Genomic DNA, 13,596 nt, shown 5'->3' on the forward strand with positions numbered 1-13,596 from the left:
TCCTCGGAAACCATGACATGACAATCACGCGCCGCGGTTTCCTTTCGGCGTCGGCGGGTCTTGCCGCCGCAATGCCGGTCCTGCGCGCAACCGCCGCGCCCCTGCCGCGCGAGGCCGACATCGTCGTGATCGGTGCGGGGGCCGCGGGAATCGCTGCGGCGCGGCGCATCATGGCGACGGGCCGCAAGGTCCTCGTGATGGAAGCGGCATCGCAGATCGGCGGCCGCTGTATCACCGACAGCACCAGCTTCGAGGTGCCGTTCGACCGCGGTGCGCGCTGGATGCACAATCCCGACACCAATCCGATGATCCGGCTGGCGCGCAGTGTCGGGCTGGACGTGCTGCCGGCGCCATCGGGCCAGAAGATGCGCATCGGCCGCCGCAACGCGCGCGCGGGCGAGACCGAGCAATTCCTGGCGGCGCTGGTGCGCGCCAATCGTGCCATCGACGATGCCTCGCGGGCCAAGCTGGATACCTCTTGCGCCTCCGTGCTGCCGAAGGATCTCGGCGACTGGACGGGCGCGGCCGAGTTCATGCTGGGTGCGGGCTTTGCGGGCAAGGACCTGAAGGAGCTGTCCGCGATCGACAAGGGACGCGCGCAGGATCGCAACGCGGCGATCGCCTGCCGTCAGGGCCTGGGCACGCTGATCACCAAGCTCGGCGAGCAGGCGCCGGTGGCGCTGTCGACGCCGGCGAGCCGCATCAGCTGGAGCAACCGCGACGTCACCGTGGAGACGCAAGCCGGCAAGATCGCCGCGCGCGCCGTCATCGTCACGGTCTCGACCAACGTGCTGACATCGGGCGCGATCAAGTTCACGCCCGACCTTCCCAAACGCACGTTGGACGCGGCGTCAAAGCTGGGCCTCGGCAGCTACGATCGGATCGTGCTGCAATTGCCCGGCAATCCGCTCGGCCTGTCGCGCGACGATATCCTTATCGAGCAGAGCAATTCGGCGCGCACGGCGCTGATGTACGCCAATATCGGCGGCTCCTCGCTGTGCTCGATCGACGTCGGCGGCGCGTTCGGCCGCGATCTCTCCGAGCAGGGCGAGAAGGCGATGGTCGCCTTCGCCAGGGAATGGATCACGAAATTGTTCGGTAGCGAGGCTGCGGCTGCCGTCGGGAAGACCAGCGCTACGCGCTGGACCGCCTCGCCCTACGTCCTGGGTGCGATGTCGGCGGCTTCCCCTGGCGGCCAGCTGTCGCGAAAAATCCTGAGCGAGCCGATCGGCAACGTGTTCCTTGCCGGCGAAGCCACGCACGAGACGCTGTGGGGCACCGTCGACGGCGCCTGGGAAAGCGGCGAGCGCGCCGCGGACGCAGCCTTGCGCAAGATCGGTGCGCTCAAGGACGATTCGGCGGATGTGCCGACGCAATCGACGAAGAAGCGCCGCGTGCCGCGGCAATAAGGCAATCAAGCCGCCAAACACTCCGCCGTCGTCCCTGCGAACGCAGGGACCCATAACCACAGGGAGACGTTTGACGAAGCCTCGCAGTTGAGAGATCGTCGTCGGGACTGTCACTTGTGTCTTATCGATAGATCACGCGGTATGGGTCCCTGCGTTCGCAGGGACGACAGCGGAGATAATCAGCGCAACACCACGTCCAGCACCGGCAGTCCCGCGATCACCGCCATCGCGATTAGACCATAGCAAATCGCGCGAAATACTTTTTCGCTGGCGCGGCCGAACAGCGAGGCGCCGAATGCGACGCCGATCGCATAGACCGGGCCGACGATCAGCGAGAGCGCGAGCGATTCGCGGCTGATCAGCCCCGTGGTTGCGTAGCTGACCGTCGAGAAGAAATCCGACGCGCCGAAGAACAGCACGATATTGGCGCGCGCGACGATCGGCGCGATCGGGCGGCCGAGCCAGTAGCCGACGATCGGCGGGCCGCCGGTCTGCGCGAGGCCACTACAGAAGCCCGACAGGCCGCCGATGCCGACCGAGAGCCAGGTGTGGTCCTTGCCGCGATAGCGCCAACCCGACAGCAGGAGGAGCAACAGCGCGGCGACGAAGCAGGAGATGATCCAGCGCGTGGTGACGGGCTCGAGCACGCTGAGGAAATAGGTGCCGACGGGCACGCCGACCAGCGCGCCCAGCACGATGACCGCGGTCGCCTTGCGGTCGGCCTTCCGCCATGCGTCGGGCAGCAGCGGTGCCGCCGCGACGAAATCGATCACCAGAAGCAAGGCGGCGACGAGCCGTGGCGCAGCAATGCTGCTTGCTAGCGGCATGAAGATCAGCGCCGAGCCGAAGCCGGAGAACCCGCGTGCAGTGCCGGAAACGAAGGCGACGGCGCAGAGCGCCATCGCGATGGTGAGGCTGACATCCTTCGGGAGAAAATCCGCCAGGGTCATCCGCGAAGAGTGCCGCCCGTCTTCTTCGTGACCTCGGCCACGATCTTCGCCGCGACAGCTTCGATCTCCTGATCGGTCAACGTCTTCTCGCGCGGCTGGATCGTCACCGCGATCGCGATCGACTTCTTGTCGTCGTCGATGCCCTTGCCCTCGTAGACGTCGAACACGTCCACGCCGGTGATCAGCTTCTTGTCGACGCCCTGCGCGGCCCGCACGATGTCGCCGGCCTTCACGGTACGATCGACGATGAACGCGAAGTCGCGCGTGACGGGCTGGAATGCCGACAGCTCGATCACGGGCTTGGCGCGGGTCGGCTTCTTCTTCGCCTCGGGGATGCGGTCGAGGATCACCTCGAACACCATCAGTGGGCCGTCGGCGCCGAGCGCCTCGAGCGCTCTGGGATGCACCTCGCCGAAATGCCCGAGCACGTTCTGCGGTCCGATCTGGATCGTGCCGGAGCGGCCCGGATGCAGCCATGCCGGACCGCCGGCGACGATCTGCAGCGCCTGCATCGGCGCGCCGGCGGCTGCCAGCACGGCCAGCGCATCCGCCTTGGCGTCGAACACATCAGCCTGGGTCGAGCCCGACCAGTGCCGTCCCAGACCTTCCGAGGAGGCAAAGCCGCGGCGTACGCCGCTCGCCGCCATGAACTGATCCTGCGGGCGATCGCCCTTGAAAATTTGTCCAACCTCGAACAGCGCGACATCGCTCACGCCGCGATTGGCGTTCGCCTGTGCGGCCGCGATCAGGCCCGCGAGCAGCGTCGGGCGCATGTCGGAGAGATCAGACGCGATCGGGTTGGCGACTTCGAGCTCGCGCTGGCCGCCGCCGAACAATTCTGCCGCGGACTTCGTGATGAACGACCAGGTCACCGCTTCGATGATGCCGCGGCTTGCGAGCGCGCGCCGGGCGCGGCGGGTGCGCAGCTGGAGCGGTGTCAGCACCGATTTGCGCGCGTCCTCGCCGCGCTCGAACGGCGTCATCGGCACCTTGTCGACGCCGTAGATGCGGACGATCTCCTCGACGATGTCGGCCTTGCCGTGCACATCCGTGCGCCACGACGGCACCGCGACCTTCACCACCGGCCCCGGGCCCGCCATCATGAAACCGAGATGGGTCAGGATGCGCTTCATCTCCGGCTGCGGCACCTCGATGCCGGAGAGGCGCTTGACCTCGGTCACCGGGAAATCGATCACCCGGTCATCGCCAAAGGCCTTGCCGACCACGACGGTCTCGGACGGCGTGCCGCCGCACATCTCCATCACCAGCCTGGTCGCCAGTTCCAGCCCCGGCACCATGAAGGCCGGATCGACGCCGCGCTCGAAGCGGTAGCGCGCGTCCGAATTGATGCCGAGCTTGCGGCCGGTCTGGGCGATGTTGATCTCGTTCCACAGTGCCGATTCGATCAGCACGTCGGTGGTATCATCATCGCAGCCGGAGGCTTCGCCGCCCATGATGCCGGCGAGCGATTCGACGCCGTGCTCATCCGCGATCACGCAAATGGCGGGATCGAGATTGTAGGTGCGGCCGTCGAGCGCGAGCAGCGTCTCGCCCTCGCGCGCGCGGCGCACGACGAGATTGCCCTTCACCTTCCTGGCGTCGAACACGTGCAGCGGCCGTGCGCGGTCGTAGGTCATGAAGTTGGTGATGTCGACCAGCGCGTTGATCGGGCGCAGCCCGATCGCGGTCAGCCGCTTCTGCAGCCATTCCGGCGACGGACCGTTCTTGACGCCACGCACGAGGCGGAGCGCGAAGCCTGGACACAGCGTGGAATCCTCGACCGTGACCTTCACGGGGCACGCGAACTCGCCCTTGATCGGCTTGATGGCGGGATCCCTGAACTTGCCCATGTCGGCGGCGGCAAGGTCGCGCGCGATGCCGTGCACGCCGGTGCAGTCCTGCCGGTTGGGCGTCAGGTTGATCTCGATCATGGGATCGCCAAGCGCAGCCCATTCGGCATAGCCGGCGCCAACGGGTGCGTCCGGCGGTAATTCCATGATGCCGTCATGGTCGTTGGAGATCTGCAGCTCGGCCGCCGAGCACAGCATGCCGCGGCTCTCGACGCCGCGGATGGTGCCGACGCCCAGCGTGATGTCCTTGCCGGGAATGTAGGTGCCGGGCGGCGAGAACACGCTGACGAGACCCGCACGCGCATTCGGCGCGCCGCACACGACCTGCACCGGCGCACCGCCGTCACCGGTATCGACCATGCAGACGCGCAGGCGATCCGCATTCGGATGCTGCTCGGCCGAGATTACCTTCGCGATGGTGAAGGGCTTCAGCGCCTTCGCCTTGTCCTCGATGTTCTCGACCTCGAGCCCGATCATCGTGAGCTTCTCGGCGAGCTTGTCGAGCGGCTCGTCGGTCTCGAGATGATCCTTCAGCCAGGAGAGGGTGAATTTCATGGCTGGTTTTTCTCCACGGAGACGGTCTGCTCCCTCTCCCGCTTGCGGGGGAGGGTTGGGGTGGGGGCTCTCTCCGCGACGGTGGTCGCGATGGTTTCGAGAACGCCGCCACGATTTGTCATGACATCGAGATTGCTGAAGCGGAGTACCTTGAAGCCTTTTGCTTCGATCACGGCAGAGCGACGCGCATCGGCGCGCTCGCCTTCATTCGAAAAGTGTTGGCCGCCATCGAGCTCGATGACGAGCTTGGCTGCGTGGCAGACAAAATCGGCGACATAGTGCTCGATCGGCACTTGGCGGCGGAAGCTCACGCCATTCAACCGGTTGCCACGTAGCTCCGACCAGAGGATTCGCTCTGCATCGGTTGAATCGCGCCTGAGCGCGCGAGCATTGGCTCGCAGCTTGGCCGATTTCTTCCAGTCCGGATGTTCAGGATCGACCATTGGCAACCCCATCGAGGAGAGACCCCCACCCCAACCCTCCCCCGCAAGCGGGAGAGGGAGTCCGACTGTCCTCGCCGCTGGGGCGATCGTGTCCCAGCAGATCATCACGAGCTCAATCCCCCAGCCAGCGTCGGCACCTCCAGCGGCTTGAAGCCGTAGTGGCTCAGCCAGCGAACGTCGCTGTCGAACAGCTGGCGGAGGTCGGCGATGCCGTATTTCAGCATGGCGATGCGGTCGATGCCCATGCCCCAGGCGAAGCCCTGATACTCATCGGGATCGATGCCGCAGGCGCGCAGCACGTTCGGGTGCACCATGCCGCAGCCGAGAATCTCGAGCCAGTCCTCGCCCTCGCCGAAGCGGATTTCGCCCTTGTCGCGGCGGCACTGGATGTCGACTTCCAGCGACGGCTCGGTGAACGGGAAGAACGACGGGCGGAAGCGCATGTTGATGTGGTCGACCTCGAAGAACGCCTTGCAGAACTCGTGCAGGATCCATTTGAGGTGGCCGAGATGCGAAGTCTTGTCGATGACGAGGCCTTCGACCTGGTGGAATTGCGGCGTGTGGGTCGCGTCCGAATCGATGCGGTAGGTGCGGCCCGGGCAGATCACGCGGATCGGCGGCTTCTGGCTCAGCATGGTGCGCACCTGCACCGGCGAGGTGTGGGTTCGAAGCAGCATGCGCGAGCCGTCCTCCTTCGGATGGAAGAAGAAGGTGTCGTGCATCTCGCGCGCCGGATGGCCTTCCGGAAAATTCAGCTTGGTGAAGTTGTAATCGTCGGTCTCGATGTCGGGGCCTTCGGCGACCGAGAATCCCATGTCGGCGAAGATCGTGGTCAGCTCGTCCCAGACCTGGCTCAGCGGATGGATACGGCCGGCTTCCGTCGGCGCATCGCGCAGCGGCAGCGTGACATCGACGGTCTCGGACGCGAGCCGCGCATCGAGCGCCGCCGATTTCAGCACGTCGCGACGGGCGGCGAGCGCCTGGGTGACCTCGTCCTTCGCCTGGTTGATCGCGGCGCCCTGTGTCTTGCGCTCGTCCGGCGACATCTTGCCGAGCGTTGCCAGCAAGGCTGAGATCGAGCCCTTCTTGCCGAGCGAGGCGACGCGGACGGCTTCGAGGGCCGCTTCGTCGTCGGCAGCACTGATCTGCGCGAGGATGGATTGAACGAGACTGGCGAGGTCGGACACGGTCGGATCCCTCAAACTTGCAAAAGGCTGCCGGGTTGTGGCCGCAGCCGGGGCGGAACGTCAAGCCGATTGGACGTCGTAAATGCGGGGCATTTGAACCGCAAAGGCATGGCTGGCACCAACCTGAACGCGAAGGAGGGGACGATGCGTTTGCGATTCTGGGTGGCCGGCCCGACCCTGGTTCTCTTGGAAGGCTTTCTGGGAGGCGCGGCTCTCGCCGCCGAAGAATGCCAGGCCAAATCCACGTCGATGGATGACATTGTCGTGGCCCTGAACGCGGCGCCGGGCTGCGAGCGTGCCATGAAGCAGTTCGAGGCCTGCGCATACGGCGCCAGCGGCGACGTACAGTTCGGTGAGGTGGTCGAGAAGAAGTGCGAGGCCGATTTCATCGGCCAGCTGCAGCCGCCACAGAAGCTCAGCTACCAGCGCGAGTTGCGGGTCTGCGACCAGAAGTACCGGAGCAAGTCCGGCACCATGTATATCTCGGCCACGGCCTTCTGCCGGGCGGAGGTCGCCCAGCGCTACTCGCAACGTGCGCTGAAGGCCGGCAGAGCCGGCCGCTAGCGCCGCAGGGCTCAGGCAGCGAGCGCAGCCTTGGCCTTCTCGGCGATCGCCTGGAACGCCGCGGGCTCGCTGATCGCGAGATCCGACAGCACCTTGCGGTCCACGGTGATCCCGGACTTGGCCATGCCGTCGATAAATCGGCTGTAGGTCAGGCCGAACGGACGAACGGCAGCGTTGATGCGCTGGATCCAGAGCGCGCGGAAGGTCCGCTTCTTGCGCTTGCGATCACGGAACGCGTACTGCTGGGCCTTCTCCACGGCCGGCTTGGCGGCGCGGATGGTGTTCTTGCGGCGGCCGTAGAAACCCTTGGCGGCCTTGTAGACTTTCTTGTGCTTGGCGTGGGCGGTCACACCGCGTTTGACGCGAGACATGACAAAATCCTTCAGAGATGACTTTGGTTATCGGATTGCCGCGCAAGACGCGGCACGGTTGGCAATGATCGTGGACGCGATCAGGCGTTCGGCAAGAAGTACTTCTTGACGTTGTCGCCGTCGGTCTTGAACAGCACCGCGGTGCCGCGCAGCTGACGGATCTGCTTCTTCGTCCGCTTGATCATGCCGTGACGCTTGCCGCGATGGGCGAACATCACTTTGCCGGTGGCAGTCACCTTGAAGCGCTTTTTAGCGCCCGATTTGGTCTTCAGCTTGGGCATTTGGCTCTCCTAATGGCCACAGAGTTCCGCCCGCGAAGGCGGCTGGCCGTCAAAAATGCTCGTTAGAGCGTTGATTGTGCTCAGGTTTTTCGAACAAGCGCGAAACCCGCACGAAACACCGCCACGGCAGCCCTTAATCAGCCGGGCGATGAAGGCTGCGCTTATGACAGAGGACAGGCCGATTGGCAACGATGAACCGGCGAAACCAGCCCGGCGACTATCCGGCATTGCGACCCTCATGTGCAAGCCTGTCGCCTGGAGCAGGACCAAAATGGCCCATTTTTCCCGATCGCTTCCCTCTTCGACTGTTTTCGCCCGTCCGCGCCATCTGGCGCTTCTGGCCGTGCTCGCCACGGCCGCGCTGCCATCGACGGCCGATGCCCGGGTCGGCGGCTATGACGGCATCTGGAACGTCACCTTCGCCACCACGCGGGGCAATTGCAGCTCCGGTTACAGCGTCCCCTTCACCGTGACCGGTAGCCGGGTGTCGTCCGCCGGCGGCGGCCGGGTTTCCGGCAAGGTCAATCGCGGCGGTGCTGTGGCGGTCCAGGTCTCGGTCGGCGCGTCCCATGCCAGCGGCGGCGGCCGGCTCGCCGGCGTGAACGGCACAGGGTCGTGGAAGGGCATCATTTCCGGCGATCGGTGCAGCGGCACCTGGCAGGCGACGAGGACGTAGCTGTCGCCGGGAAAAATGGCGCGCTCCCTCCCCCGCTTGCGGGGAAGGGCTGGGGAGAGGGTGTCTCCGCTGGCGAGAACCCCCAAGAGGACAGAACCCTCACCCGGCGCTCGCGGCTCGCACCTCGCCCAAAACAAAACGGCCCGCCGGAGATCCGGACGGGCCGTTGAACTCTTGAGTTCCAAGCAACCGGCGTCAGCGCGGCGCCAGAACCATGACGACCTGACGGCCCTCAAATCGGGCGTCCTGCTCGACCTTGGCGAGCTCGGCGACGTCGGTCTTGATCTTGTCGAGCAGCTTGGTGCCGATCTCCTGGTGCGCCATTTCGCGACCGCGATAGCGCAGCGTGATCTTGACCTTGTCGCCCTCTTCGAAGAACCGCTGCATCGCGCGCATCTTCACGTCGTAATCGTGGTCGTCGATCATCGGGCGGAGCTTGATCTCCTTGATCTCGACGATCTTCTGCCGCTTGCGGGCTTCGGCGGCTTTTTTCTGGGCCGAATACTTATATTTCCCGTAGTCCATGATCTTGCAGACGGGAGGGCTGACGTTCGGCGAGATCTCGACCAGATCCATGCCGGCTTCCTGGGCCATCCGGATGGCCATGACGGTCTCGACCGTGCCTTTGTTGTCACCGGCCTGATCGATCAGCTGGATCTGCGCATTGCGAATATCATCATTGATGCGCGGCCCATCTTTGCTGGCGACGGGCGGGGCTTTATTGGGACGGCGAATGGGTGGTTCTCCAAAGTTGTGAAAGAGGCTGCTATTTTGCAGGAAGATGCGTTTGCCGGCAAGCAATTCGCTCGTGCGCGAAACGAAAAACCCTCAAATGCGAGGTATTTCGGCCACGCCTGGGCACGCTGACCGACATAGACACCTTGCTTCCGTTCCGCAAGCGTCCCAAAGGGACAATGCCGGTCTCCGGCGCTGCGGAATACGACCCGACAGCTCAAACCGCGCAGCCAGGTTAAACGTTCCATGAGCCATGCAATTGATGCCGTACTCGACTCCATCGATGTGGGTGAGGGCCCCTCAGCACGCAGGATCGCGGTGCGCAGCCGGCGCGGGCAGGGGCCCGGGCTGGTCTGGCTCGGCGGATTCAAATCGGACATGCAGGGCAGCAAGGCCCTGGCACTGGACGCCTGGGCCCGGGACCACGGCCGCGCCATGGTCCGGTTCGACTATTCCGGTCACGGCGAATCCGGCGGCGATTTCGCCGACGGAACCATCGGACGCTGGTTGGAGGAGTGCGTGGCGGTGTTCGAACGGTTCTGCGATGGCCCGCAGGTCCTGATCGGCTCCTCCATGGGCGGCTGGATGGCGCTGCTGCTCGCGCGCGAGATCAGGAAGCGTTCTGGCGCGGCCTCGCTCGCAGGGCTCGTGCTGATCGCGCCGGCGCCCGACTTCACCGAAGAGCTGATGTGGAAGAATTTTTCGCCCGCGGTGAAGCAGGAGATCGAGACCAAGGGTGTCTGGCTGCGGCCGTCCGAATATGGCGACGGCTCGCCCTATCCGATCACGCGGAACCTGATCGAGGAGGGCCGCAACCATCTCGTGCTCGGCAGCGCCATCGATCTCGGCTGCCCGGTCCGCATCCTGCAAGGTGCGAAGGATCCTGACGTGCCCTGGCAGCACGCTTTCGCGCTGACGCATCGCCTGCCGGCCGACGACGTCGTGCTGACCATGATCCAGGACGGCGATCACCGCCTCTCCCGCCCGCAGGACATCGCGCGCATTCTTGCCGCGGTGGCTGAGATCGGGTGAAGTGCCTTCTTCCTTCAGGAGGCAATCCAATGACCACCACCGCCATGCTGCGCGCCTTCTGCGATGCGGTCGAGCAGCGCAACGGCAAAGCGTTCGCCGAGCTGTTCACCGAGGACGGCGTCTATCACGACGTGTTCTACGGCGCCTTCGCCGGCCACGAGAAGATCGCCGCGATGATCGACGACTGGTTCTATCGCACGGCGACCGATTTCCGCTGGGACATGCACGATCCCGTCACCGACGGCACCACGCTCTATGCGCGCTATACCTTCAGCTATCGTTCGACCCTGCCGGAAGCGAACGGCGCGCGGGCGATGTTCGAGGGCGTTGCGATCATGACACTGAAGGGCGGCAAGATCGTGAGCTATCACGAGGTCGCCAATACCGCGCCGGCATTCGTCGACCTGAAGTTTGCGCCGGAGCGGATTGCCAAGATCGTCGCCAAGCAGGGCGCCGATCTGAAGGCACGACCGGAGATGAAGCGGCATTTGAAGTAGAGGCGCAACTCTCTCCATCGTCATTCCGGGGCGCGCCACTTGGCGCGAACCCGGAATCCATCGGACGTCAAAGCGCGAGGCGGCATGGATTCCGGGCTCACGCTGCGCGTTCCCGGAATGACGGTGAATAGTCTATCGCTTCGACGGATTGGCCATCGGCTTGCGCTGCGCCAGCGCGGCCACCGTCGCGGTGCCGATCGGGCCCTGTTCGTCATAGAGCCAGCATTCGCCGATCGCGACGCCGTCGGTGGCGTGGTGGTTCACCACCTCGAAGCCGATCCAGTTCGTCACCGGCAGGCGGTGCAGATAGATCGTGACGTCGCTGTTGATGTAGCCGAGCCCGTTGTCGCCGGCATTGGCAAAGGGGCTTGCGAAATCCGCACCCGTTGCGACACGGACGAACGGTGTCATCGGCACGCCCGCGACGAGCTCGCGCACCTCGCTCATCCAGAGTCTTCGCGGACCGAGCGAGCCCATATGACCGACAATGGGGCGCGTCGTCCATTTGCCGTTCATGCCGAGCCTGGGATCGGTGGGTTTTGGAATGTCGGCCGGCTTCGGCACGTCCCAGTTCGGCGGCGACCAGACATTGCCATCAGGATTTTGCGTCTTGCGCAGCAGCTGGCACGAGGCCCGCGCCATGCTGACACCGCCGGAGACGAATTCCGCTTCGACCACGCGGATGCGCAAGCCGTCGCGCACGAGACGCGTCGTCACCTCGATCGGCTTGTCGATGGTCGGCAGCCGAAACATGTCGACGGTGAGCCGCGCCGGCACCAATTCGGGACCGGAATGGCGCTCCTCGATGGCGAAGCCGAGCAGCCCGACGACGACGCGTCCATGCAGGGATTTCGGATCCCACGGACCGTTGGCGGCTTCCGTCGGATGGAATGTATCACTGTTGCGGGTGAAGAAAGGCAGGTTTGTCATGCGCGCGAGATTGAAGAAACGCGCGGGGAAATCAAGGGTGGTGGTGCCGTCGTGAGAGTCAGGCGCGCAAGCTCTCGCCACAACAACAGGTGTCTTCGCCCGGCTTGACCGGGCGATCCAGTAGTCCGAGACGGCCGTGACAAAATCGAGAAGCCGCGGCGTACTGGATTCCCCGCCTTCGCGGGGAATGACGGCGGTGGGTTAGGCGACGGTCTGCCACTCCTCACGCACGCTGTCGTCGCGTTCGTCGTCTAACGCAGCGGCCTTCATCGCCTCAAACTCTTCCCGCCTCACCAGTTGCCCCAGCGCCCACACCGCCGCGCCACGCACCAGCGGGCTCGCATCCTCCAGCAACCGCCGCGCCTCTTCCGACAACGTCACGTCATCCGAGTTGCCAATCGCAATCAGCACGTTGCGCAAAAACCGATCGCGGCCGATGCGCTTGACCGGCGATTTCGTGAACAGCGCGCGGAACGCGGCGTCGTCGAGGCGTGCCAGCGCGGCGAGACCAGGCCCGCGCAATTCGCTGCGTGCGGCGAGCTTGGCTTCGCGCCCCTCCTGCGCAAACTTGTTCCAGGGACACGCAGCGAGGCAATCGTCGCAGCCATAGATGCGGTTGCCGATGGCTTTGCGAAATTCGTGCGGGATCGGTCCCTTGTTCTCGATGGTGAGATAGGAGATGCAACGCCTCGCATCGAGCTTGTAGGGCGCGGGAAACGCCGCCGTCGGGCAGATGTCGAGACAGGCCTGGCACGAGCCGCAATGATCGATCTCGGCAGCGTCGCGCGGCAGCTCCAGCGTGGTGTAGATCGCGCCGAGGAAAAGCCACGAGCCGAACTCGCGCGAGACGAGGTTAGTGTGCTTGCCCTGCCAGCCCAGATGCGCAGCTTGCGCCAGCGGCTTCTCCATCACCGCTGCGGTGTCGACGAACACCTTCACGTCCGACGGCGCGGTCGCGACCAGCCAGCGCGCCAGCGCCTTCAGCCGCTTCTTGATGAGATCGTGATAGTCGTCGCCCTGCGCATAGACCGAGATCGCCGCGCGCGTGCGCTGCTCGAGAATCGCGAGCGGATCCTGGTCCGGGCCGTAATTGACGCCGAGCATGATCACCGAGCGCACATCGCTCCATAGCCCGCGCGGATCGACCCGGCGCTCCGGCTGCGCCGCGAGCCAGTCCATGTCGCCGTGGCCGCCGGAGGCGATGAATTCGAGGAAGTATTTTCCGGCACTCTCGATCGTGCCAGGTGCGGTGACGCCGATGCAGTCGAAGCCGAGCGCCCGCGCCTCGCGCGTGAGCGCCGTCTTCAGTTCAGTCGGATCGGAATTCAGAAATCCAGGTCCACGTAGGTCCGCGACGCCGGCACGCCGGCCAGCCATTCGCTCAGCAGCGGACGGAACGACGGGCGGGACTTCACCCGCGCGTACCACGCCTTTGCTGCGTCGTCCTCGCTCCATGGCACGTCGCCCAGATAGTCGATCGCCGAGAGATGCGCCGCGGCGGCGAGATCCGCGTAAGTGAGCCGGTCGCCGGCAAGGAAATTACGGGTCTGCGCCAGCCAGCCGATATAGGCCAGATGATAGCGCACATTGGCCTTGGCGGCGCGCATCACGTCGGCCGAGGGCGGCCCGCCGCCGTTCTCCTCGCTCATGAAGCGCTTGTAGATGCGCTCGGTGACGAGAGGATGCGAGACCTCCTCGAAGAATTTTTCGTTGAACCAGGCCATCAGACGGCGGACCTCGACACGCTCGCCGATGGCTTCCGGCATCAGGCGCTTGGGTCCCATCCCGGCGCCATAGGCCTCGTCGACATATTCGGCGATGATCGCAGCGCCCGGGATCGGCGGCTGCTCGTCGTCCACCATCACAGGCGTCGTGCCGGCCGCATTGAGCAACAGAAATGCCTCGCGCCGCTCCCAGCTGCGCTCTTCCACCAGTTTGAGGTCGAGCCCGTATTCGCCCGCGATCAGGCGGATGAAACGCGAATGCGGACAGAACGGATGATGAAACAGCGTAAACATGAAGCCTTTGACTATTTGATGGTGCTTAAGATTCCATCAATGTTTGTGCGGCGCCACACTAGTCCTTCAAAACCGCGAGGCAAGGGCGTGATTTCGCA

General features: G+C 64.9%; 15 protein-coding genes. 5 read left to right on the forward strand and 10 right to left on the reverse strand.

The features are described from left to right. The first annotated feature begins 17 nt into the window (after positions 1 to 17). Positions 18 to 1,409: an NAD(P)/FAD-dependent oxidoreductase gene (locus GDN70_RS03430; RefSeq protein ID WP_152102152.1), complete on the forward strand. Its 1,392-nt coding sequence runs from the start codon at positions 18 to 20 to the stop codon at positions 1,407 to 1,409. 179 nt (positions 1,410 to 1,588) lie between these two features. On the opposite strand, the gene GDN70_RS03435 is transcribed toward GDN70_RS03430, so the two are convergent. The 4 genes from GDN70_RS03435 to pheS all read right to left on the reverse strand — a co-directional run bounded on the left by GDN70_RS03435 (position 1,589) and on the right by pheS (position 6,394). Beyond that, the gene (locus tag GDN70_RS03435) at positions 1,589 to 2,359 is read right to left on the reverse strand and encodes a sulfite exporter TauE/SafE family protein (RefSeq protein ID WP_038972299.1); all 771 of its coding nucleotides are present in this window, start codon (positions 2,357 to 2,359) and stop codon (positions 1,589 to 1,591) included. Next, on the reverse strand, positions 2,356 to 4,764 hold the full coding sequence (pheT, locus tag GDN70_RS03440) for a phenylalanine--tRNA ligase subunit beta (protein ID WP_038972300.1): 2,409 nt from the start codon (positions 4,762 to 4,764) through the stop codon (positions 2,356 to 2,358). The genes GDN70_RS03435 and pheT overlap by 4 nt, the downstream gene beginning before the upstream one ends. Beyond that, positions 4,761 to 5,207, reverse strand: a complete 447-nt coding sequence (locus GDN70_RS03445) for an endonuclease domain-containing protein (RefSeq protein ID WP_038972301.1) — start codon at positions 5,205 to 5,207, stop codon at positions 4,761 to 4,763. Before GDN70_RS03445 ends, pheT begins: the two co-directional genes overlap by 4 nt. A gap of 104 nt (positions 5,208 to 5,311) precedes the next feature. Next, the gene (gene pheS, locus GDN70_RS03450; protein ID WP_028139431.1) at positions 5,312 to 6,394 is read right to left on the reverse strand and encodes a phenylalanine--tRNA ligase subunit alpha; all 1,083 of its coding nucleotides are present in this window, start codon (positions 6,392 to 6,394) and stop codon (positions 5,312 to 5,314) included. 144 nt (positions 6,395 to 6,538) lie between these two features. On the opposite strand from pheS, the gene GDN70_RS03455 reads away from it, so the two are divergent. Next, positions 6,539 to 6,958: a hypothetical protein gene (locus GDN70_RS03455; RefSeq protein WP_038972317.1), complete on the forward strand. Its 420-nt coding sequence runs from the start codon at positions 6,539 to 6,541 to the stop codon at positions 6,956 to 6,958. A gap of 11 nt (positions 6,959 to 6,969) precedes the next feature. Here the strand turns inward: GDN70_RS03455 and rplT are convergent, their stop codons facing one another. Then, complete coding sequence (gene rplT, locus GDN70_RS03460) at positions 6,970 to 7,329, reverse strand: 50S ribosomal protein L20 (protein WP_027561620.1); 360 nt, start codon at positions 7,327 to 7,329, stop codon at positions 6,970 to 6,972. Positions 7,330 to 7,409: 80 nt separating this feature from the next. Further along, positions 7,410 to 7,610, reverse strand: coding sequence for a 50S ribosomal protein L35 (gene rpmI / locus GDN70_RS03465; RefSeq protein WP_008143958.1), 201 nt, complete (start codon positions 7,608 to 7,610; stop codon positions 7,410 to 7,412). Positions 7,611 to 7,881: 271 nt separating this feature from the next. On the opposite strand from rpmI, the gene GDN70_RS03470 reads away from it, so the two are divergent. Further along, on the forward strand, positions 7,882 to 8,286 hold the full coding sequence (locus GDN70_RS03470) for a hypothetical protein (protein WP_038948624.1): 405 nt from the start codon (positions 7,882 to 7,884) through the stop codon (positions 8,284 to 8,286). A 195-nt stretch (positions 8,287 to 8,481) separates the two neighbouring features. Here the strand turns inward: GDN70_RS03470 and infC are convergent, their stop codons facing one another. Continuing rightward, the gene (gene infC / locus GDN70_RS03480; protein ID WP_080670072.1) at positions 8,482 to 9,021 is read right to left on the reverse strand and encodes a translation initiation factor IF-3; all 540 of its coding nucleotides are present in this window, start codon (positions 9,019 to 9,021) and stop codon (positions 8,482 to 8,484) included. A 246-nt stretch (positions 9,022 to 9,267) separates the two neighbouring features. On the opposite strand from infC, the gene GDN70_RS03485 reads away from it, so the two are divergent. Both GDN70_RS03485 and GDN70_RS03490 read left to right on the forward strand, forming a co-directional pair. Beyond that, positions 9,268 to 10,053, forward strand: a complete 786-nt coding sequence (locus GDN70_RS03485) for a carboxylesterase (protein ID WP_038948623.1) — start codon at positions 9,268 to 9,270, stop codon at positions 10,051 to 10,053. 29 nt (positions 10,054 to 10,082) lie between these two features. Next, on the forward strand, positions 10,083 to 10,550 hold the full coding sequence (locus tag GDN70_RS03490; protein ID WP_038948622.1) for a nuclear transport factor 2 family protein: 468 nt from the start codon (positions 10,083 to 10,085) through the stop codon (positions 10,548 to 10,550). A 132-nt stretch (positions 10,551 to 10,682) separates the two neighbouring features. Here the strand turns inward: GDN70_RS03490 and GDN70_RS03495 are convergent, their stop codons facing one another. The 3 genes from GDN70_RS03495 to GDN70_RS03505 all read right to left on the reverse strand — a co-directional run bounded on the left by GDN70_RS03495 (position 10,683) and on the right by GDN70_RS03505 (position 13,498). Next, on the reverse strand, positions 10,683 to 11,480 hold the full coding sequence (locus GDN70_RS03495) for an acyl-CoA thioesterase domain-containing protein (protein WP_028139436.1): 798 nt from the start codon (positions 11,478 to 11,480) through the stop codon (positions 10,683 to 10,685). A 201-nt stretch (positions 11,481 to 11,681) separates the two neighbouring features. Then, entirely contained in the window at positions 11,682 to 12,857 is a 1,176-nt protein-coding gene (queG, locus tag GDN70_RS03500) for a tRNA epoxyqueuosine(34) reductase QueG (RefSeq protein ID WP_152102153.1), read from the reverse strand. After that, positions 12,806 to 13,498 (reverse strand): glutathione S-transferase family protein, encoded by a 693-nt coding sequence (locus GDN70_RS03505; protein WP_028139438.1) that lies wholly within the window; start codon positions 13,496 to 13,498, stop codon positions 12,806 to 12,808. The genes queG and GDN70_RS03505 overlap by 52 nt, the downstream gene beginning before the upstream one ends. Between the last annotated feature and the right edge of the window lie 98 nt (positions 13,499 to 13,596).

The organism is Bradyrhizobium sp. TM102, from assembly GCF_009176685.1.
Lineage (GTDB): Bacteria > Pseudomonadota > Alphaproteobacteria > Rhizobiales > Xanthobacteraceae > Bradyrhizobium > Bradyrhizobium ottawaense.

Bases quoted from the DNA above. Each gene is read 5' to 3' on its own strand.
- GDN70_RS03505 (WP_028139438.1), bottom strand. From the start codon at position 13,498: ATGTTTACGCTGTTTCATCATCCGTTCTGTCCGCATTCGCGTTTCATC.
- GDN70_RS03470 (WP_038948624.1), top strand. From the start codon at position 7,882: ATGGCCCATTTTTCCCGATCGCTTCCCTCTTCGACTGTTTTCGCCCGT.
- GDN70_RS03435 (WP_038972299.1), bottom strand. From the start codon at position 2,359: ATGACCCTGGCGGATTTTCTCCCGAAGGATGTCAGCCTCACCATCGCG.
- pheT (WP_038972300.1), bottom strand. From the start codon at position 4,764: ATGAAATTCACCCTCTCCTGGCTGAAGGATCATCTCGAGACCGACGAG.
- GDN70_RS03485 (WP_038948623.1), top strand. From the start codon at position 9,268: ATGAGCCATGCAATTGATGCCGTACTCGACTCCATCGATGTGGGTGAG.
- GDN70_RS03490 (WP_038948622.1), top strand. From the start codon at position 10,083: ATGACCACCACCGCCATGCTGCGCGCCTTCTGCGATGCGGTCGAGCAG.
- GDN70_RS03455 (WP_038972317.1), top strand. From the start codon at position 6,539: ATGCGTTTGCGATTCTGGGTGGCCGGCCCGACCCTGGTTCTCTTGGAA.
- rpmI (WP_008143958.1), bottom strand. From the start codon at position 7,610: ATGCCCAAGCTGAAGACCAAATCGGGCGCTAAAAAGCGCTTCAAGGTG.
- GDN70_RS03495 (WP_028139436.1), bottom strand. From the start codon at position 11,480: ATGACAAACCTGCCTTTCTTCACCCGCAACAGTGATACATTCCATCCG.
- GDN70_RS03445 (WP_038972301.1), bottom strand. From the start codon at position 5,207: ATGGTCGATCCTGAACATCCGGACTGGAAGAAATCGGCCAAGCTGCGA.
- GDN70_RS03430 (WP_152102152.1), top strand. From the start codon at position 18: ATGACAATCACGCGCCGCGGTTTCCTTTCGGCGTCGGCGGGTCTTGCC.
- queG (WP_152102153.1), bottom strand. From the start codon at position 12,857: ATGGCTGGCCGGCGTGCCGGCGTCGCGGACCTACGTGGACCTGGATTT.
- rplT (WP_027561620.1), bottom strand. From the start codon at position 7,329: ATGTCTCGCGTCAAACGCGGTGTGACCGCCCACGCCAAGCACAAGAAA.